The 21,471-nt window shown below is 42.1% G+C and carries 13 protein-coding genes and 4 pseudogenes; 14 read left to right on the top strand and 3 right to left on the bottom strand.

Annotation, left to right across the window (positions count from 1 at the left end; translation table 11 throughout):
* The first annotated feature begins 97 nt into the window (after positions 1–97).
* Entirely contained in the window at positions 98–5,773 is a 5,676-nt protein-coding gene (locus MKZ16_RS07215; protein WP_081393474.1) for a GH32 C-terminal domain-containing protein, read from the top strand.
* Positions 5,774–5,907: 134 nt separating this feature from the next.
* Positions 5,908–6,438 (top strand): RNA polymerase sporulation sigma factor SigK, encoded by a 531-nt coding sequence (gene sigK, locus MKZ16_RS07220; RefSeq protein ID WP_076107143.1) that lies wholly within the window; start codon positions 5,908–5,910, stop codon positions 6,436–6,438.
* A gap of 219 nt (positions 6,439–6,657) precedes the next feature.
* Here the strand turns inward: sigK (MKZ16_RS07220) and MKZ16_RS07225 are convergent, their stop codons facing one another.
* Entirely contained in the window at positions 6,658–9,816 is a 3,159-nt protein-coding gene (locus MKZ16_RS07225; RefSeq protein WP_081393473.1) for an amidase family protein, read from the bottom strand.
* A 602-nt stretch (positions 9,817–10,418) separates the two neighbouring features.
* On the opposite strand from MKZ16_RS07225, the gene MKZ16_RS07230 reads away from it, so the two are divergent.
* Positions 10,419–10,676: a hypothetical protein gene (locus MKZ16_RS07230; RefSeq protein WP_076287131.1), complete on the top strand. Its 258-nt coding sequence runs from the start codon at positions 10,419–10,421 to the stop codon at positions 10,674–10,676.
* A gap of 49 nt (positions 10,677–10,725) precedes the next feature.
* A pseudogene (gene sigK, locus MKZ16_RS07235) lies at positions 10,726–11,238 on the top strand (RNA polymerase sporulation sigma factor SigK); the annotation flags it as partial.
* Positions 11,239–11,630: 392 nt separating this feature from the next.
* Here sigK (MKZ16_RS07235) and MKZ16_RS07240 read toward each other — a convergent pair.
* On the bottom strand, positions 11,631–12,596 hold the full coding sequence (locus tag MKZ16_RS07240) for a nitronate monooxygenase (RefSeq protein ID WP_076104760.1): 966 nt from the start codon (positions 12,594–12,596) through the stop codon (positions 11,631–11,633).
* Positions 12,597–12,904: 308 nt separating this feature from the next.
* On the opposite strand from MKZ16_RS07240, the pseudogene MKZ16_RS07245 reads away from it, so the two are divergent.
* The 6 genes and pseudogenes from MKZ16_RS07245 to MKZ16_RS07270 form a co-directional block, all read left to right on the top strand.
* Positions 12,905–13,093 (top strand): annotated as a pseudogene (locus tag MKZ16_RS07245) (sigma factor); the annotation flags it as partial.
* Between the two features lie 204 nt (positions 13,094–13,297).
* Positions 13,298–13,450 carry a hypothetical protein gene (locus MKZ16_RS07250; RefSeq protein ID WP_179087385.1) on the top strand — a complete coding sequence of 51 codons (153 nt, stop codon included), beginning with the start codon at positions 13,298–13,300 and terminating at the stop codon, positions 13,448–13,450.
* A 588-nt stretch (positions 13,451–14,038) separates the two neighbouring features.
* A pseudogene (locus tag MKZ16_RS07255) lies at positions 14,039–14,197 on the top strand (toxin C-terminal domain-containing protein); the annotation flags it as partial.
* Positions 14,187–14,726 (top strand): hypothetical protein, encoded by a 540-nt coding sequence (locus tag MKZ16_RS07260; RefSeq protein WP_339815520.1) that lies wholly within the window; start codon positions 14,187–14,189, stop codon positions 14,724–14,726. The pseudogene MKZ16_RS07255 and the gene MKZ16_RS07260, both read left to right, overlap by 11 nt.
* 948 nt (positions 14,727–15,674) lie before the next feature.
* Entirely contained in the window at positions 15,675–16,493 is an 819-nt protein-coding gene (locus MKZ16_RS07265; RefSeq protein ID WP_081384105.1) for a DUF5071 domain-containing protein, read from the top strand.
* Positions 16,494–16,594: 101 nt separating this feature from the next.
* Positions 16,595–16,750 (top strand): annotated as a pseudogene (locus MKZ16_RS07270) (sigma factor-like helix-turn-helix DNA-binding protein); the annotation flags it as partial.
* Between the two features lie 470 nt (positions 16,751–17,220).
* Here MKZ16_RS07270 and MKZ16_RS07275 read toward each other — a convergent pair.
* Complete coding sequence (locus MKZ16_RS07275; protein WP_036675840.1) at positions 17,221–18,270, bottom strand: LacI family DNA-binding transcriptional regulator; 1,050 nt, start codon at positions 18,268–18,270, stop codon at positions 17,221–17,223.
* Between the two features lie 200 nt (positions 18,271–18,470).
* On the opposite strand from MKZ16_RS07275, the gene MKZ16_RS07280 reads away from it, so the two are divergent.
* From MKZ16_RS07280 to MKZ16_RS07295, 4 genes are all read left to right on the top strand, one after another.
* The gene (locus tag MKZ16_RS07280; RefSeq protein ID WP_076104756.1) at positions 18,471–19,469 is read left to right on the top strand and encodes an ATP-binding cassette domain-containing protein; all 999 of its coding nucleotides are present in this window, start codon (positions 18,471–18,473) and stop codon (positions 19,467–19,469) included.
* Complete coding sequence (locus MKZ16_RS07285; protein ID WP_036675839.1) at positions 19,469–20,131, top strand: methionine ABC transporter permease; 663 nt, start codon at positions 19,469–19,471, stop codon at positions 20,129–20,131. The genes MKZ16_RS07280 and MKZ16_RS07285 overlap by 1 nt, the downstream gene beginning before the upstream one ends.
* 24 nt (positions 20,132–20,155) lie before the next feature.
* Positions 20,156–21,010 carry a MetQ/NlpA family ABC transporter substrate-binding protein gene (locus MKZ16_RS07290; protein ID WP_036675837.1) on the top strand — a complete coding sequence of 285 codons (855 nt, stop codon included), beginning with the start codon at positions 20,156–20,158 and terminating at the stop codon, positions 21,008–21,010.
* Between the two features lie 83 nt (positions 21,011–21,093).
* Positions 21,094–21,471 carry a tautomerase family protein gene (locus MKZ16_RS07295; protein ID WP_036675836.1) on the top strand — a complete coding sequence of 126 codons (378 nt, stop codon included), beginning with the start codon at positions 21,094–21,096 and terminating at the stop codon, positions 21,469–21,471.

Raw genomic sequence — 21,471 nt, forward strand, 5'->3', positions numbered from 1 at the left:
CCTTCATCATCATTGACTATTCATCCTTGCACAAGGGAACATCGCGAAAATAGGTATCGAAGCGGCATGAATAAAAAATTATGAAGGAGGTTTTTGAATGAGAGAAGTTAAAGACAGAAAACCTTGGATATACAGGTTGCTGATAGGGGTTATGGCACTTCAGCTTGTTGCTCCTAGTATCTCGGCTGCAGCTGAGCCAGGTCCTACTGTGGTAGAAGAAACTATTTCAAAAGCAAACATAGAATCGTCCGTTACGGATGCAGTCTATCAAATTCAGAACCCGGGATTTGAAAATGGGGATATGTCAGGCTGGACAGTTGTCAGAGGTCAAGCGTTTGGTGAGAACAGCGTATCGGACGAGACCACCTGGTGGGCAGAACAAATCCCATATAATCAAGAAGGCGGTTATCATCTAAATGGTTGGAAGTATGACGAGGCTACTACAGGAGTGCTCCGGTCCAGCACTTTTGAGCTGGGCGGCAGCGGCTGGATAAGTTTTAAGCTTGGCGGCGCAAAAAATCCTGACAAAGTGTATATAAATATCGTGGAAGCGGATACAGGTCAAGTGATTGCTAGATATGGCAATAAAGTATTTGCAGACGTAGGTTTTCCGAATCCCGCTCAGGGTATGCGGCTTGCCAATATGGAGCAGTACAAGGCGAATCTATCCAATTATTTAGGTAAGAAGCTGTATGTGGAGATCGTAGATAATGCGACCTCGGACTGGGGATTGATTTTTGCAGATGCTTTCTTTATGTATCATGAATCCGAACCTGCCCAAGGCATCAATGCCACCGATATCAAACCGGATTTCCACCGATATCAAATCGAGAATCCAAGCTTTGAAACTGGGGATCTGAACGGGTGGACCGTTGTGGATGGCGAGGCGTTTGGGCCAGACAGCATATCAGATGAAAGTACCTGGTGGGCGGAACAAATTCCGTATAACCAGGAAGGCGCTTACCATCTAAATGGCTGGAAATACAACGAAGCGGCGACAGGAGTGCTTCGTTCCAGCACATTTGAGTTAGGAGGAACCGGCTGGATAACCTTTAGGCTAGGCGGAGGCAAGCATACAGATCAGGCATTTATCAGCATCAGTGATGCGGATACGGGAAACTTGATTGCCAGATATGGAAACAGCGAATTTAACGATTCTGGTTTCCCTGATCCTGCACAGGGCTTGAGACTCGCGAATATGGAGCAGTATAAAGCCGACCTGTCCAAGTATATCGGTAAGAGGCTATATATAGAGGTCGTCGATCATGCGCTATCGGATTGGGGGGTGATTTTTGCGGACGCCTTCAACACCTTCAATGAAATTGTACCAGAAGAGGGTATTATGGCCGATAACATTATCCCAACCGAAATTGCGAATCGCGGCTTTGAGACCGGAAACTTTGAGGGGTGGACGGTTGAGGGAGATGCTTTTCAAGTGACCGATGAAGGTGGTTCTGGTAAAGAAGGCAGCTTCTATGCCAAGTCTAGCAAGGAAGGGGAGGGCTCATTAACTTCCAGTGCCTTCACACTTCAAGGGAATGGGACGATAACTTTCACCGTTATAGATATCGTTCATCCGGAGGATGCCTATGTCGCGCTATATGATGCTACCACCAACGCCCAACTTGCAAAAACTGGGGCTGTCGGTTCCAATAAGATTATTTCTTGGGAAATGCAAAAATATTATAATAAGGGGCTTTATATCAAGGTTGTCGATCAATCTGATCAGGCAAGTATCTCCGTTGATGCTTTTCAAGCCAACGGTACGGGTAACATTTTTGTTATGAAATTCAATGAAGGTGTCGGAAAGAAAGCGCTTGAAGAAATGCAAAATCTTCAACATGATGTGAATTATGTGTTTAACAATGCAAGATATATGTCTTCCAAGGATCCGAGATGGACTCAGCGCGGTGTAAAAGGTGGTGCACTTCTGTTTGATGGATACTCAAATTATATTGAAGTCAATCCAAAGGATACGATTCCAGTAAGCGATGCGCTAACGATCGAAGCTTGGGTTGCTCCTCGCAGCTATGAATGGGGAGACGGCAATAAGCTGTCTGCAATTGTGAATCAGTCTGATCAGGATAAGGCTGAAGGCTTCTCCCTTGGGATGTACCGGCACGGCACGTGGTCCATGCAGGTAGGGATTGGTGGCCAGTGGATTCAGGTATGGGTTAATGATCATCCGCTCGAGAAATACAAATGGAATTATATAGCTGCTACCTTCGACAAGAAGGTTGGACAGATTAAATTGTACCTAAACGGTGAAGAAGTAGCTTCTCAGGCAACCCCCCTCAATGTTCCAATCACATCATCTACAGCGAGTCTGGTTATCGGAAAAAATAATAAACCAGTAGAGCTGGCAGGTCTGTTTTCTTACAATATGTTCAGTGGACTTATTGATGAAGTTAAACTGCAGAATAAAGCACTCACAGGACAAGAAATCCTTACTGAATATGAGAGTGTAAAGACGCTTCACGGTGGCACAGTTCCGTTAATTCCGAATGAGGATATTGATGAGGACCCTAGTGTGTTTGAGGGTGATCAGCACCGTCCGCAATATCATGCAATGCCTCCGCAAAACTGGATGAATGAGGCTCACGCACCGATTTATTATAACGGTCAATATCATTTATTTTATCAGCATAATCCGCAAGGCCCATACTGGCATCAAATTCATTGGGGACATTGGGTGAGTGATGATATGGTGCATTGGGAAAATGTGAGACCTGCGCTTGCGCCAGAAGCGGGTATCCTTGATCCGGATGGTGCTTGGTCAGGCAGTGCAGCATATGATCGTAACGGAAACCCTGTTCTTTTCTATACCGCCGGTAACGATTCTTTGTCGCCGAATCAAAGAACGGGGCTGGCAACTCCAGCTGATTTGTCAGACCCTAACTTGGAAAAGTGGGAGAAATATCCTGAACCTGTAACTGAGCAGAACGGAAACGGTATTCATAACGAGTTCAGGGACCCGTTTGTTTGGTATGACAAAGAAACGGACAAATGGTATCAGCTTGTAACATCCGGTCTTAAAGACTTTAGCAGTGGTACAGCTTTGGTATATGTATCTGACGATATGTACAACTGGGAGTATAAAGGACCTTTATACGTAAGTGACAGAAGCTTATACCCGGAATTAGGCACGGTATGGGAACTGCCGGTACTCCTACCGTTAGGCAAGGATAGCTTGGGCAAACAAAAGTATATCTTCATGATCAATCCACATGAAAAGCCAGAGCAAGTACCGCCGACAAACGATGTACAAAGAGATGTTGAAGTCTTTTACTGGATTGGAACCTGGGACCGGGATAACTATAAATTTATACCTGATCAGAACGCACCTTCCAAAATTGATGTAGGTGACGGCTACTTAACTGCAGAGAGCGGTATGGTCACCCCCGACGGAAGAACGGTTGTTTATTCCATGGTGCAGAATGTAAGAACGCCTCAAGCTGAATATCAAGCTGGATGGGCTCATAATCTGGCTCTGCCGATATCCCTAAGCCTGGATGATCATGATGAATTACGCATTGAGCCGATTCAAGAATTGCAGAGTTTACGAGGCGCTAAATTGGTTGATTTTGCAGACAAAAATTTGCAGACTGCCAATCAATTGATCCAGAATGTCAAAGGTGACATGCTGGAGATTGTGATGGAAATTAATCCTGGTGAAGCCCAGAAATTCGGTCTTAAGGTGCGACGCTCCGATGACGGCCAGGAGGAAACACTGATTTACTATGATAAGACGGACGGGACCTTCAATGTGGACCGGACTAAGAGCAGCATTGATCCGGATGTTCGCGTGGATGGCATCCAAGGCGGATATGTGGATCTGGACGGAGAGAACCTGAAGCTGCATATCTTCCTGGACCGTTCAGTGGTCGAAGCCTTTGCTAATAACAAGAAAAAACTGACCACACGTGTCTACGTAGGAAGATACGATTCCTTGGGGTTGCAGGTCTGGGCCGACAACAATATTACGGTCAAGTCGATGGAAGTATGGAATATGAATGCCTTGACGGGTGAACTGGCTGCTCCGGTCGATGTACCTGACAATTGGGATAACTCCGTGTATACCGATATTACGGAACTGACTAACCATGACTTTGCCACAGGCGATTTAACAGGCTGGACTGCAGAAGGAGACGCTTTCCAGGATGTTCATGTGACCGATGCCCAATTTTTCTGGGAAACGATCTACTTCAATCCGTCGCATAAAATTCCAGGCGGCTATCATTTGTGGGGCTTCAACGAGCAAGCTGGCGGTGAAAGCTTAACTGGAACGCTGAAATCGCAGAATTTTATTCTTGGCGGGAATGGAAAGATCAACTTCTTAGTCAGCGGAGGGCGTGATATCGATAAACTGTATGTTGCGCTGGTCCGGGCATCAGACGGAAAAGAACTATTTAAAGAAACTGCAACTAATTATGAAGAGTATCAACGGAAGATCTGGGATGCATCACAGTATATTGGTCAGGAGCTTTATATCAAGGTGGTTGACCAATCTACAGGCGGCTTCGGACATATTAATGTTGATGATTTTAATGTGCCGGTTAAGATGCAGAATCCGACGAATCCGACGAATCCGACGAATCCGACGAATCCAACGAATCCAACGAATCCAACGAATCCAACGAATCCAACGAATCCAATCGATCCTCCAAGTCAACCTGTGATTCCTGCAAGCAAACCGGATAGTCAGCGCAGCTTGTCATTCGAGTTGGCAAAGGGAGAATGGAAGGTGCTCTTTCCGGTAACCTTGGCAGCAAATGACGGCAAGAATGCTCTTAAGGTTAAAAACGCAGATGTGGAAATTGAAGTTTCCGCAGAGATTTTAAAGGAATTACAGGCACTAGTTACAGCCAAAGAGCTTGAACAGGCGAAAATTTCTTATGAAATGAAAGCTTTATCTTCAGAGCAAAGCAAAGAACTGCTCGAACGAGCTGGACGCAAGAATCACGCAAACATTTCTTTAACCGGAGAGATCTACGGTTTTAAATTATCTATTGTTAAGGCCGATGGAACGGTGTTTACGCTTGAAAAATTGTCAAAGCCTGTCACCATTAAGATGAAAGCAAAGAAGAATTCTCGCCAGGATCTGACGAGTATTTATTACATCACTGATGACGACAGACTAGAATTTTTGGGTGGAATCTTCTCAGGCGATCAATGGACGGCGAATGTGAGCCACTTCAGTAATTTTGCCGTTCTTACTTACGACAAATCGTTTGAAGATGTTAATGCCTCTTACTGGGCCAGTGATGTAATTAAAAGGATGGCTGCGAAGCAAATTGTTTTAGGTGTAAGTGAGACTTTATTTGCACCGAAGCAAAATGTGAGTAGAGCTGAATTCTCTACCTTGATCACTCGTGCACTCGGAATAAAAGCATCGGGTACAGCTACATTCAAGGATGTGAAATCCACGAAATGGTACGCTTCTTCCATCGCTGCTGCATATGAAGCAGGAATTGTTACCGGAAGAAGTATAGATACTTTTGCGCCAGAGGAAACCATAAGCCGTGAAGAAATGGCGGCAATGATTTACAAAGCGTATCTGTTTCATACAGGACAGAATGTTGCAATTAACCGCTTGAGTAATTTTAAGGATGCCGATACGATCAGCGTCTGGGCTGCAAATGCAGTCGCTGCCGTACAGGAGCTTGGCCTAATCAACGGACGTGGGAACCAATTATTCATGCCGCATGAAAATGTAAACCGTGCAGAAAGTGCTCAGGTCATCTCGCTATTCCTTGATATAGTAAATAAATAACTACTAAAGAAAAGCCGGGGAAGCAAAGTGATGTCAGCCTTCGCCATGACTCCGGCTTTCTTTGATGTAATATGAATTAATATTTTTATTTTTCTCAATCGCCTAAGAAGTTGCCGTCACAACTCTTTAGCTAAATGACATCATATCGTGTCCATAACGTCAAAAAATTCGATAACACCGGAGAAGACATGGAGGATCTGATCTCCATCGGCACCATCGGCCTGATTAAAGCTATTGAGAGTTATCGTCCGAACAAAGGGACAAAGCTAGCCACATTTGCAGCACGTTGTATTGAAAACGAAATTCTGATGCACCTGCGTTCGCTCAAGAAAACACGTAAAGACGTATCCCTGCATGATCCAATTGGGACGGACAAAGAAGGTAATGAAATTACTCTCATCGATATCCTTGGTTCGGAAGCGGATGATGTTATTAAAGAAGTGGATTTGAAGATCGAGAAGAGTAAGATTTATCGTAATCTTGATATTCTGGATGACCGGGAAAAAGAAGTTGTGGTTGGGCGGTTTGGATTGGATACAGGCGGGGAAGAGAGGACGCAGCGGGAGATTGCTAAGGAGCTTGGCATTTCGCGGAGTTATGTTTCGAGGATAGAAAAAAGGGCGCTCATGAAGTTGTATCATGAGTTTTATAAGGCTAAGCGGTAAGACTGATGACAATTACACAGTAATAATCTATTAATAATAAAACTTAAAAAACGACTTGTCTACGGATGAGTCGTTTTTTGTGTGGATAGGGTTCGCCCTACTTATGATACGGTTCATCGCACCATCTGTAACGGCAAGTTATAGGGCCATCCCTTTCGGGATGGCCCTTCCTGTAAACATGGTTACTCAAGTACTCTGTCATTTATAATTGAACTTATTTTAATTATTAGTTTCTAGTAATCTGGATACAATAGTTGCAAACTCAGCTCTAGTAATATCTTTTTCAGGCTTAAATGTACTGTCTGCGTACCCTGTAATAATATTATTGGATGCGAGTGCGTCGATGGAATCATAATACCATGCATTTCTTGTAACATCTTTGAATGATGTGTTTCCAGTACCAGTTAGCTTAAAGGCTCGAGTGATTAGTGCCGCTAATTCACTACGGCTAATCTTCTCATCTGGACGGAAGCTTCCGTCGCTATATCCGTTCATCAAGCCTGATCCGGCTGCTGCACCGATAAACTTATTCGCCCAATGAGTTGAAGCTACATCTGTAAAGTTACTTTCATGTCCTTCAAGTCCCATGTGCGTTGCAATTACCTTGATGGCTTCCGCACGAGTCAAACCTGAATTTGGGCGGAATGTTCCATCGGAATATCCCGTCAATAATCCCTTAGCAATTAGTGCGTCAATGCTTGTTTTTGCCCAATGATTCATTGTATCTACAAAACTAACAACTTTCGGCTTATCTGCTGGTGTTATTGTTTCTGCAGGTGACGGTGTTTCTATAGGCGTTGTTATTGCTGGAGGTGTCACTGTACCTCCTCCAGTATTTGGATGGGTTGGTCCATTATCTGTGTTTGGATCAGGATTAGTAGAGTTTGAAACGTATTGAAGTGCTGGAGCAAATGTTGTAAGTAGTCTAGCTTGACTTTGTTGCTCAAGAGCGTAGCTCATGCCTAAAACTTTTGCATCGTCCCATGCTCTACCAACCAGTTGCATAGAGATAGAATATCCGCTGTCATTCGTTCCTACAGGAACAACTACCGTAGGTAGACCCATAGTAGAGGTTAATACGCCTGTGTTACGGTCTGAACTTAATTGAGAAGCTGCTGCGTCATTGTTATATACGTCGCTAATAAAACCTGCATAAACAACAGCATCAACACCATTCGCGTCCATCCAGCCTTTGATAACTTCCTTATAGTTAGTTCTATACTTAATGTAATCTTGTACAGCCTGTTCAGTCATACGAGTTGGGGTACTATATCCTCTTTGATTATAGATAAGCACTTTATCTGAAGCTAGTACACTTGCTCCATCAATATAAGGGAAGTCCTTATGAAGCTCAATATAACGTGCCCAACCTTCAGTAGATCCATTAATACCTGAAGGACGACTAGGGCCTGATGGTACAGCTGACATTTCAACCATTGTCGCCCCCGCTGCTTGAAGCTCTGAGAACTTATCCATCACTGCCTGTCCAGTATCATCATCAGCATATGCAGATACAAAGGATGCAGGAATATATCCAATTTTCTTTCCTTTCAATGCATTAGCATCCAGAGATTCCTTCCAATCCACTGGACGCTTATGATCTGCATCAGCAGTGACTGTGAAAATATCCTGTGGGTCCGTACCCGTTGTAGCATTCAATATAATAGCTAGGTCAGTTACTGTTTTAGCAATGGGACCTGCATAATCTTGTCCCCAAGTGAGTGGCAGTACACCTGTAGTACTTGCCATACCGTCTGTACCCCGGAAGCTTTTTAAGCTAGCGCCTGTAGTTGGTGCATAGAGAGATACCCCTGTTTGCGATCCCATTGCTGCTGCTGCAAAATCAGCTGCAACAGATACTGCAGACCCGCCGCTTGAGCCAAAAGATGTTTTCGATGGATAGAGTGCATTCCATGTTTGCTGCCAGCCGCTTTCACTAAAGCTTCCGCTGTTAGCAAACTCAGAAGTGTTTACTTTACCAATAATTACAGCTCCAGCTTCCCGCAGTTTTTTCACTTGGAATGCATCAGAATCAGGCTGCCAGCCTTCAAGAGCTTTACTGCCACCGGTAGTAGGCATATCCTTTGTATCATAAATATCTTTTATCGCAATTGGAATACCCAATAAATCACCTTTTACACCTTGTGCACGGGCATCGTCAGCAGCTTTTGCTTGGTTAAGCGCAGTTTCAGATACATGCAGGAATGCATGGAATCCCAATTGTCCCTCATCGTATACCTTGATTCTATCTAAATAGGCTTGAGTAATTTGTACAGAAGTAGTTTTGCCATTAATCATATCCTGCTGCATTTCTGCAATGGATTTATTCTTAACATCATACGGCGATGAAGTTACTAATTCTTTAGGTGCAGGAGCATTTGGAATAACCAGATGATCTCCAGTATCAAGTCCCTCTATAGCAGATATATCCCAGTTGCTAATTGAACGAATTTGTGCGTTTGTTAATCCGGTTACGTCTAGCAGACTATTAAGTCCATCTAGACTAGCAACCAGATTTTTTAATCCTTCTTCACCAGCTTCTCCAACTTGTACATAATTTACTAGGGACTTCGACTCACCCGGCCTAATATTTAATGTGTTAATGAACCCATAGAAATTCGCTTCATTTCCATGCTCAGCTAAGGGTATTGTGAATGGATCCTGTTGCTGATTACCTAGACCGGTTAATCCATTATCAAACGGCTTTGGAGATCCCACTGCAACGCCTAGCGGCTTATTGTTTTTGGCGCTACTATCTACAACAATCCATGAATCATCTGTAGTTACCTTTAGATCGCCTGAATAGGTTGCCTTAACTACTGAAGCATTTGTTGTTGTACCATATCCTAAAGAGCCACCGAATGATACATCAACTTTTATTGCCACATCATTTTTATTAGTGAAAGTATCAAAGAATCTCGTTCGATTATGAATAGTATCCACATACACCTCACGTGTTACAGTTACATTTCCTAGATTTACAGATTGAGCCGAAGTAAACTTATTAACGCCGTCATATTTCAAGTCAAACCCACGCATCATTTGACCATTCATCAGTGGAGCTGAAGGCGAGGACACTTTAACAAAGATATTGCCGAAACCTTGTACTTGTGTAGCACCAACTGTACGTAAACTTCCTGTGTCTAAGCTAGGAGCAAAAACATCGTGAATCTCCCATACTGTACCACTTTCTGAAGTAACTCTAGTTAAAGCGTCAGCTGTTTGGAAAGGAATTACACTCGTAGCAATAACAGATAACACAATTGAAGTAGCTATAAATTGCTTTTTACTCCAATTTTCTTTTGCTGGTGAAAATTCAGATCGGGTGGAACCAGAATGCTCTCTTTTAGTTTCACGTAGACGTTTGAACTTATTCATGTGCGTAATCTCCTTTTCCTGTATGTATTTTATTATTTAATGTTAGGAAATATAACACTAGTATTTGTTTCAGTCAATGAATATTATGAATTTAATATATTTTGAGTTTGAAAAAAAGGGAAAAACGGCTCTTTTAATTATTTCGTGTAACATATATGTAAACTATTTCGTTAAATAAATTACAATTTATGATAGGTTTGAAGAATCTATAGGATATTGAGTATCATCATCCGGCTGCATCACCAAAAACCTTGAATTTCACTTATCTCTATGTGAATTTGATGAAATCAAAAAGAAAAGGAATAGCTAAAAATTAACGGAGAATATTATGTTTTTCATTTCATGAAAGTGGAAGATTGAAGATTCTATATCGGAGCATGGCATAAGGCAGAATCACTGATGATTCCAGATGCATAGCCGCAAGATCACTAATGGGCATCCTGAAAAGAGTAAAGTATCTGCTGGGAAAGAAGCCATAAGAATAGCCAGGTAGTGTATCTGGAATAAGTGAGATTTCATTGTGGAAACCCTTTAGCGGGTGGTAACGTTATAAGGCAGATGAGGATGCAAAGGAACAAGGCTTTGAAATTATTGTGTTTTATATGGGACTAGCAGATGTTCGGCTAAATATTGAATGTATTGCTCTACGTGTGAAAAACGGTGGCTATCATATTGAAACCGAGGATATTGTTAGACGCAATTTAACAAGTATGAATATTCTGATATCTCACTTAGAGTTGATTGATCAAGTAAAGCGTTATTTAAATGGATTACCAGGATGTACACAAGAAATCAATCGGAAACTACAAATTAAATATAATATGCAAAAGGAAACCAATTCGAATCAGAATCGATCGTAATTGGTTTATTTTTTTGACCTCACATCGTTGTCCATAACCTTAAGAAATCGATAATACTGTGGAAGACATGGAGGATTTGATCTCCATCGGCACTATCTGTCAAATTAAAGCTATTGAGAGCTATCGTCCAAACAAAGGAAGCAAACTAGCCACATTTGCAGCACGTTGTATTGAAAACGAAATTCTGATGCACCTGCGTTCGCTCAAGAAAACACGTAAAGACGTATCCCTGCATGATCCAATTGGGACGGACAAAGAAGGTAATGAAATTACACTTATCGATATCCTTGGCTCCGAAGCTGATGATGTCATTAAAGAAGTCGATCTGAAGATCGAAAAGAGTAAGATATATCGTAACCTTGATATTCTGGATGACCGGGAAAAAGAAGTTGTGGTTGGGCGGTTTGGATTGGATACAGGTGGGGAAGAGCGGGCGCAGCGGGAGATTGCCAAAGAGCTGGGGATCTCGCGGAGTTATGTTTCGAGGATAGAGAAGAGGGCGCTCATGAAGCTTTATCATGAGTTTTATAGGCTAAGCGGTAAACTCATAATCACAAGGTAGTATCCGTTAACCGGCATACATAGAAAGCTTCAAGGACCATATTAGAATTTTTTAGAGAAGATATAGTTCAGCGAATTTTTGTATTAAACCAACTCATAAAAATACATGAGAAAGGGAGAGGGCGAATTGTTAAGTGGTGCTTTGAAGAGTACATATATCCAGTCATCTTTTGCGATTATCCTGGGTATTGGGCATATTGCATTTTGGCTGTGAAGATATTTAGCTGTTGTTGCAATTAAAAAGAAAGGTACGGAAATCTTTAGTTAAATACAACACAAAAGCTTATTAAATATAACTAAATTTGAGTATCAAGCGAAATGAAAAACCACTTATGCTCGGAAATCCCAAGCTTGCTTAAGTGGTTAATCGTGCTTTTGAATCTTATAACAACCTTAAGTTGTCGGGTTCAGTGCCCCTTGATACTCATCCATTAAATTGTCGATAATCTGCTGTACGGACAAAATCTCTTTAATCTCATGAACTCTGGACCCAGCAAAAACCAATCCGTTCTTAACATCTCCTCTAAGGGAAGTGAGCAGGGATTCCATTGTACAGAAGCGATGTGAACAAACCTTTAGACAATTATAGCATTTGACTATCTTTAATTTGGCATCATTACTGATCCGGTCCGTAAATTCATTCCGAATCGCTCTACCTTCTAGACCCACAGTAGACTTGATTAGGACAGTATCTCCTTGCTGAGCATCTACGTACTTTTGCTTGAAGGCTAAGGGAGCATCACACTCAAGGCTAGCCACAAAACGGGTACCCATTTGAACACCAGATGCGCCGATCCGAAGGGCTTTTGCGATATCATCCCCTGTTAGAATTCCACCCGCAGCAATAACAGGAATCGAAACGGCCTCTAAGACTTCAGGAAGGATATCAAACATGGATCTGTCTGTACCTAAATGGCCTCCAGCTTCGAACCCTTCCACAACGACTGCGGAGGCACCAAGTCTTTCGGAAATTCGGGCTAATTTGGCGGATGAAACAATAGTTACGACAGGAGTACCATATTCTTTACCCCAAGCATAAATATCTCTAGAAATTCCGGCTCCGGAAATAATAAAGTCAACCTTTTCCTCCAAAGCAATCTTCATTTTTTCGGCAAAGTCCTTCACTGCGAATAGTACATTCACACCGATGTAGCCATTCCCTTTAGAGAGTTCTCTTGTTTTGCGAATATGTATTCTCAGCTCATCAGGAGTGATCCCTGTACCAGAGATGGTGCCGATCCCGCCTGCATTGGCTACAGCAGCGGCTAGTCCACTTAAGGATATGCCTACACCCATTCCACCTTGAATAACAGGAACTCTCGATTTAATATGTCCGAATTGGATTGTTGGAAGTTTCAATTACACACCTCTTTTGCAAGTTGTTGACATTATTAATACTCCTCTAGAGTAATAAGATATATCGTAACACAGCTAATTCTTTCCCGGATGTGACTGTAAACATGTTCAAACTATGTTAAATATCATGTCTTTCAACTGTTTTCTTTAAGTTGTTGATATCAAGTGAAAATTTAAGAAAACGAAGTGACTATTAAAAAAAGGACAATGAATAACAAAAAAGAGCCATCCATCCGGTAAAACCTTCATACTTCTATCAACGCTTTTCTATCAAGAAAGTGGATTTTGACATCGTATCGTGTCCACAACCTCAAAAATTCGATAATGCCGGAGAAGACATGGAGGACTTAATCTCCATCGGAACCATTGGCTTGATTAAAGCCATCGAGAGCTATCGTCCGAACAAAGGAACCAAACTAGCCACATTTGCAGCACGTTGTATTGAAAACGAAATCCTAATGCACCTTAGATCCTTAAAGAAAACGCGGAAAGACGTATCCCGCGGCTGTCCTCGCAGTGGGCGCCATCCAGTTTTCCGCTGGCGAGAGGCTTGGCGTATTTCACTGTTCAGCGAATACGGGTCAGAATACTGGCTTGCAAGCAAGCTTGTTGCTGTTAGTCTGGCAATAGTGCTTGGTGTTATTACAAGTATTTTGCTGTGCCATCGGCATTATTACAAGCAATATGGATAGGAGGGAAGAGTGGTGCGAGGAGCTGAGTTAAAACTTACCGCGGTTGAACTTCTTGCAGATAATGGTCACCTGCTGCTAGGGAATGTGAATCTGGCTTTGCCGCCAGGCTGGTATGGTCTGGAGGGAGCCAATGGCAGCGGAGAACAGCATTGCTCAAAGCGATAGCTGGCCTCGGCCTCTAACTGGCGGGCAATGGAGACTTTTCTACCCTTATTATTTGCAAAATAATGTATAGGGCGGTTTTTAAATGAGGATACGTATGAAGGGCAGATTGATAATCCGCTGACACTGAATTTGTATACGTATGTGGAGAACAATCCGTTAACTCATGTCGATCCAACAGGACACTATACTGAGAACCAAGTGGATTTGATGCTTACAACAGCTTGAATTTCTGGGAGTAAATCACAACTCTATTGGGATATTCGTAGCGATCTTGGTTCATCAAAACCTATTCAATATTTAGATGAAAAGGGCAGAAAGCAATGGCTGAATCTCTTTAATATGGCTACATCAGCTGAAAGTAGCAAGGAACAGGTTACATCGGCAAAGAATCAATTAATGAGAGATTATGGAAGAGTCCAAGCTATGGACGATGCTATGCTTGGCGCTGCTTTAAGTCTATTTGCCGGTGGAAGTAAAGATAAAGTTCTAAAAACTCAAGTAAGCGGTAAAGCCTTAAGATTAATAAATAAAGAAACAGATATGTTAGCGGAATATTTGGGTTTTACAAAGACGAAATTAAAAATTAAGGATAAACCAGTGTATAAAAATGGTAAACTCTATATTGTCCAAGATCTTGATTCGCATATCGGAGGTATATGGAAAATGGCTACAAAACCAGAATATTTAGCTAGTAAAGATACTCGTTTGGGTACTTATGATGCGTTATTAAATAGGATTGGAGATTGAAATGTACAAATTCTTTTGGAGGATTACTAAATTTGACCCAACTAATCGTATAAAAGGAGTGTATAAAAATGAAGAATGGACTTCAATAAGTGAAGTGGGAAGAGTATTTTCAGCTGAGAAATTCCTGTTAGAACATTATTTGGAAACTGAATCATTATATATAACGGCTATAAATTTAATAATGAATGAGAATAACTTAAACACAATTCAAGTAGTAGATCTAGAAAAATATTATTTTGACGTGGAGAAAGCTGAATTCCGTGACATCTACACTGACGAGATGAAAAGTGTTTATAACAGTGTGAAAAACGGCGACTATATCTCTGTGTATGAATTGAAATTACTTTCTCAATTAATTTTAAGAGAAAAGATTTGGTGTAAATTTCAAAGTAGGGAGATGTTTGTTCACTTTGGTTTTGATTATTACATGTATATTGGGAGTGTGAAGGAATGTAAAGATTCTTTAATAAAGATCAGTAGTTCAGGTTTATTTGTTGAGAGTTTTGAATCACCTTATTTGGAAGAATAGTAGTGCTTTAGCCACATACGAGTGTAATAACTCTATGTGGCTTATTTTTTGTAATTTAGCATTTGACATTCTGAGTATGGCGGTTGTTGAGATTATAGTTATGATGCTCTAAATCGTCTAACCTCCGTCTACGATGCATTAAAGCACACACGCTTTACGTACGATGGGAATGGTCAACTTGCGAAAGTCACAGTGCAAGATAAAGGTGGAACGGAGTTTTGGAAATACAGTTAATAAAATTATTAGAGAGACAGCAAAAGCGCAGCGTGCAGCTGAAAGATCAAGGAATGTAGCAATTCGTGAGCAATAAAGGAATTTAAGGCTGCAACGTCAATATGAATGTGAGAATGAGAGCATGCCATTAAACAGTCGATACGTGAATAAAAGGCATATGAAAAAGAAGAAAAAGCGCTATACATAGAAGGACGTAAAGAAGAAACTAAAGATAATAATGAAGAAGTTCATTACCGATTAAATGAATTTAAATCCATTATTAGTGAAACGCTCAGCCTTGATGACAAAATTTCTTTCGAATCACTGTACAAGAAGGATGATTATCCCGAGTTTGTTGAACCTTACGTTAAGCCACTTCCGGCTAATCCCTTACCAGTGAGAGAAGGCTTCTTTGCAGGAGTTGCTATGGAAGCCTCTTATGTGGAAAAGGTACTTGGCCTCGGGAAAAGAAGCGCTTCTAAGATCTATTGAAGCAGCGAAGAATGCATACCACTATGCCCTTAATAATCATGAGTCTATTCAAAATAAAATAAATGATTTAATTACGGGAAATACCTTATTTCCGCAAAATATCCATATAAAAACAAATGCTAATAAAGTCCATACTATTTAACAGAAATACTTATGAAAATATCAGTTCCAGTCCAAGTTCAAAAATAGTTTTAAATTTGATTGAAAAAATAAATTTTTTACCAAAAAGGGAGGGAATCAATTATGGGGAATTTACCTCTAAGTAAAATGGATTATGAGAGTATTAAAAAATTAAAGCAATTAAATAAAAATGATCTTTTAGATCTGATTGAAGGGTTATCGATATATTTAAAGGATAGGAATTTTCCTATATTTGAAGATGTTGTGGATTTATTACTTAATTTTAATAAGGAACTTATTCCACTCATCAATAGAATATTCGAAGGGGAGGAAAGTGATTGGAAATTAAATGTTTTAGAATATTTATTGCCTCAGTTTCCTATTGGAGTTCTTATTGAACTAGAAGTCAGTTTAATCAAGCTTGTTGAAACCCCAACTACATTAGATAGGGAATTAGAAGTTGATATGGCTGCTAAGGAAGTGTTAAAAAAACTCAGGCTTAAGGATGGAGCCGACCCTATCAATATGATTTTAGGTAGGAGGATAAAGATGGAGATCAAAAGATTAATCCCGAAAGATAAAATGGATATCGAGTCAGTAAATAAATTAAAAGCATTGGATATAAATTTAATTAAACCGATTATTCCTGATTTATTAGAGTGGACCGCAGATGCAAATTGGCCTACTTCAAAAGAAATTGGGAAGTTGCTGCTTCCGTTAGGCAGGGAATTAATTCCTCATCTCAGGAAAATTCTCGCTTCTGATGACGACTGTTGGAAATATTCAATACTTGTAAAGTTGGTTATAAATCTACCGAAAACTGTATTATCGGAGATGGAAGCTGACCTTAAAAGATTAGCCTTTAACCCAACTGAACGTGAAAAACAAGAATTAGTCGACGAAGAAGCAGCCGATATTTTATCACTTCTATATCAAATATGAAGAGTACTGAGGAGTGTTTTCCTATATTTCAATATGCAAGGGCACGTTTATTGTTTTATCAATAAATGATACTCTTGTATTTTGAAAATATTTTAGATAATATTGTCTTTGGCCAATTTGGATTGGATACAGGTGGGGAAGAGCGGACGCAGCGGGAGATTGCTAAGGAGTTGGGGATCTCGCGGAGTTATGTTTCGAGGATAGAAAAAAGGGCGCTGATGAAGCTGTATCATGAGTTTTATAAGGCTAAGCGGTAGGGTCTTAGATAATAACTAAATAATCACTATTGAGTGTTTTAGAAGCGACTTGCCAATAAGGGAGTTGCTTTTTTGTTAAGAAAAGTAAAGAGCAGTGAAAGTGATGATATTTCAATGTAGAGACGGACTAATGGGTTTAATAATCAAAGTTTAACAGTCGAACCGAAGGAGATATTAAAGCTCAAAAAGAATGGGGATTAGGCAACTTGTTGATGAGATCTCTAAGAGGATTGTTTAACATAAAAATGGACAGCATGTACTTGCTTTATCAATAATGTGAAATTAACTAGATATATATGTAAAAATAATTAATTTCTTTTATAATGTTCATTTGAGGTAAGAGGTTCGCTTGAGAAGAAATTCAGAAGACCGGTAAGAACAAAGACCAAAAGTATTAATAAAGAATTTATTAGTATTGGAGTTCCCGGAAAAACAACACAAGTCCGGAGAATGAATCCGGATTGTGTCGATTATAAAGGGCTGGATGAATGGAAGCCGCTATAGCTGGTGGAAGACTCACGTATAATCAGCTGAGGCGGAATAATAATTCTGGTAGGTTCTGACTGATCGCCGTTGATTCGTTTGAGCAGCAGCTTGGCAGCCTCGCTTCCCCATTTATCCTGGAATACGGAAACGCTGCTTAGACCAGGCTTGGCAGTCTCCGTTTCCTGTACATTGTCAAAGCCAACGATGGCCATATGTTTCCCAGGCGTACGTCCTTGCAACTGCAGGCCGATCATGGCGCCCAGGGCAATGACATCATTGTTGCAAAAGCAGGCGGTTGGCGGATTGTTTAACTGCATCGCCTCTTGCACAGCGCGGGTGCCGCCGTCACGGTTGATCGGGCTTGTAATGATTAGAGCGGGATCGATCTCCAATCCAAATTGCTGCAGGGCTTGGCAGTAACCGGCAAAACGCTCCTTGTAGGATGTGTTTCCCTGAGGGCTGCCGCCCAGATAAGCGATGCGCCGGTGCCCTTGCTCGATGAGATGGCGCACGGCCATTTCGGCTCCCAGCCGATAATCTGTCCCGACATAGTCGGTATTCACGGTATCAACCTCACGTCCAATCAGCAGCGTGGGGATGTTTAGATTTTGCAATTTGGTGAACAGGGCGGGCGATGTAGAGGCGACAGGAGTCATAATAATGCCGCACACACGGTGCTCAAGCATTGTTTCCAGCACACGCTCCTGCTTTTCGGTTGATTCAAAGCTCATGCCCAGCAGCACATTGAACCGCTGTTCGTATAGAACATGCTCAATATGCGTCAATATATGTGGATAAAACGGATTTTCGATATCAGTGACAATAACGCCTATCGTTGAGGAACGCTGTAATCTAAAGCTGGCGGCTACGCGATCATATACATAGCCGAGCTTTTCCATGGAGTCCAGCACCTTTTTGTGTGTACTAGGTTTAATGGATTTGCTGCCGCGAACGACAAGAGAGGCGGTTGCTCTCGAAACGCCGGCATCATCGGCAACATCTTGTAGTGTAACTCTTTTTTCTCTAGAAACCACAAACTTTTCCTCCTCTCAACTACCTTCCAGTATATCATAATTCATTTGACAGAAAGGTTTAAAAAATAGTGTTGACAGGCTACTGTAGAGCTGATAACATAAATCAAAGTAAACTGATAGGAATTGTTTTAGGTTAAAATTAGATCGATCTAATTTATTTAGAAAAAGCATTTTCTGGGTGCATGAAAGGAGTGGATAGGATGGTCGGACAACTGGAGGGCAAACCTACGGAGCTTGTCGGTTCAGGCATAGAAATTCGTGATTTATTTAAATCATTTGGAGGTAGGGAGGTTTTGTCTGGTATTAATGTCAACATTACGGACGGGGATATTTTCGGACTTGTTGGGGTGAGCGGCGCAGGCAAGTCAACGCTTTTGCGCTGTATCAACGGTCTGGAGACCTTTGACCGCGGCAGCTTGCATGTCAACGGAGTTGAAATCCGCAGCATGCGGGGAGCAACACTACGCAAGTTTCGCAGCAATATCGGCATGATCTTTCAGCATTTCTCTCTGCTGGAGCGAAAAAATGTGTATGACAACATTATGTTTCCAATGAAATGCTTTGGCTACAATAAAGCGGTGGCTGATGCGCGCGTGAAAGAGCTGCTGCAGCTCGTGGAATTGACAGACAAGGAAAAGGCACTGCCGCGCGAGCTTTCCGGCGGACAGAAGCAGCGGGTTGCCATCGCCCGGGCGCTTGCTATGAACCCACGCATTCTGCTTTGTGATGAAGCGACAAGCGCACTTGATCCCAACATCACCAAATCCATTCTGGGTCTGCTCAAAAAAATTAACAAAGAGCTTGGCATCACCATTGTCATTGTGACGCATCAAATGGAAGTGGTAAAAGAAACTTGCAACAACATCGCGGTGCTCAGCAAGGGTCAGTTGCAGGCTGCCGGAGCGGTGCAAGATATCTTCCTGGAAAACTCCGGTCATCTGAATGATTTCCTGGGCGCACATGAAGTGAAAACTGGCGAGGATAACATTCTGTTTGAGCTTATTCAGCGACCAGGTCAGGAAGACATGCTTTCCCGCTTCGCCTTGTCAACAGGGGTGCCGTTTGAAGTTGTATGGGGCGGACTGGACCGTTATGTGGACAGTATCGCGGGGGCGTTCACCTTATCGGTCAGCAGGCAAGATTTTGACAAGGTCAGGGCCTATCTGGAGCAGAGCGGCATGGAATGGAGGAATTTGTAATGTATCAGTACGATTACCAGACTCTGCTCGATAAAATCATTTTTCCGGGGCTGCGCGATACGCTGATTATGTTGGGCGGCACCGTTGTGACCTGTACCCTGTTCGGTTTCATCTTGGCACTCATTCTCATTACTACAGATGCCAAAGGACTCAGGCCCAACCGAGCAGTCTACGAGACCTTCAGCGCCATCATTAATGTGCTGCGTTCTGTACCCTTTATTATTCTCATTATTACAATAATTCCGTTAACTCGCTTTGTTGTGGGGACGACCATTGGTACAACAGCTGCCATTTTCTCCATTACCATTGTAGGCTCTCCGTTACTGGCGAGATTGCTGGAGGGCTGCTTTAAGGAGGTGAATCCGAGTCTGATCGAGGCTGCTAGGTCATTTGGCGCATCCGATTGGCAAATAACATTTAACGTTATTGTCAGTGAGGCGATTCCATCCATCATTTCAAACTTAACGATTGGTTTTATTTCGTTGCTGGGCTTTACAGCTATGGCAGGGACCGTTGGAGCCGGCGGGCTGGGGGCAGTTGCGCTTTCCTATGGCTACCAGAATTTCAATGACACGATTATGTACACAACCGTTGTTATTTTAATTGTTATTGTTCAATTTATACAACTGGGCGGGAATATGTTGTACCGCAAGTTGAAATAAAACATCAGAAATGAGGAGTTTTACATGAAAAAACAGGCAACTGCCAAGCTGATTCTGATCATGACCACTGTCATTGTGCTGCTGGTCGGATGCTCTCAGTCATCCAGCTCATCCTCCGACGCACAATCGGATGCAAAGTCCCAAAAAATTGTGATTGGCGTGATTGCCAGGGAGCAGCCGGATATTGATTATGTGGCCGAAAAGCTGAAGCCGGAAGGCTATCAAATTGAGACGCAAGTCTTCAATGACAATATTGCTTTGAACAATGCGACTGCAGACGGCAGTATCGATGCCAATTATTTTCAGAATGAAAAATATATGAACAGCTTCAATGAAAGCAACGGTACAGAGTTGGTCGCTTATGGCCCGAATATTTATACAACACCGGTGCTGTTCGTATCCAAGAAATACAAAACTGTGGATGAGCTGCCGCAAGGAGCGAAGATCGGCATTGCCAACGATTCCGCCAACCGGGCGCGAGAACTGCAACTATTGGCGGACAATGGGCTAATCCAATTGCGCGAGGGTATTGACCTGCCAACAGTACTCGATGTTGTCGAGAACAGCAAGAAGCTCGAATTCGTTGAAATTGATCCGCGCAGCCGCGTAGGGGCTTTTGCTGATCTGGACGCCATGACTGCGCCGGCTATTACGGTAGCTCAAATGAATGATCCCCAGGTGACGATTGATACGGCGCTGCTACAGGAAACACCTGAGGTGTACAAACAATATGGCGGTATTTTGCTGGCTATTAAGAAAGGAACTGAAGAGAAGAATAAGGAATGGCTGGATGCTATCGTATCGGTGATGACTTCGAAAGAATATTCGCAATGGCTGCTGGATACGTACAAGGGAGTCAAGAAACCGTATAACGAATAATGCATCCTGAGTAATGGGAATGCGGAAATAAGCAAAGCGTTTGTCTGAAAAAACTAACTATAATGATAAAGGAGTGCTGAACCATGGCAACTGTATTGGCATACGCAACGACATCTCTGAAGGAAGAACAAAAGACAAAATTGGTAAGTGAGTTGGGCACGGCAGTAACAACGGGTCTTCGCCTGCCTCCGGAGCTAAGAACTATCTCCTGGATCGAACTTCCACAGGCATCGACAACACCTAAGGACTTTTATGAAATTACATTTTTTGTATACACCGCACCAGGAAAACCAGTTGAGGCGAAGCGGGACTTGGTTCGTAATCTGCAGGAGACTACGGATCGGGTGCTTTCCGGCTTGCAGGTAAAAACGATTGTCATCATTAAAGAACACGCCGATGAAAATGTGGGTGTGGGTGGGCAGCTCCGGTTGGATATTGTTGCTGCACAGGCGAATCAATAA

It is taken from the genome of Paenibacillus sp. FSL R5-0928 (genome assembly GCF_037970385.1).
Lineage (GTDB): Bacteria > Bacillota > Bacilli > Paenibacillales > Paenibacillaceae > Paenibacillus_AQ > Paenibacillus_AQ odorifer.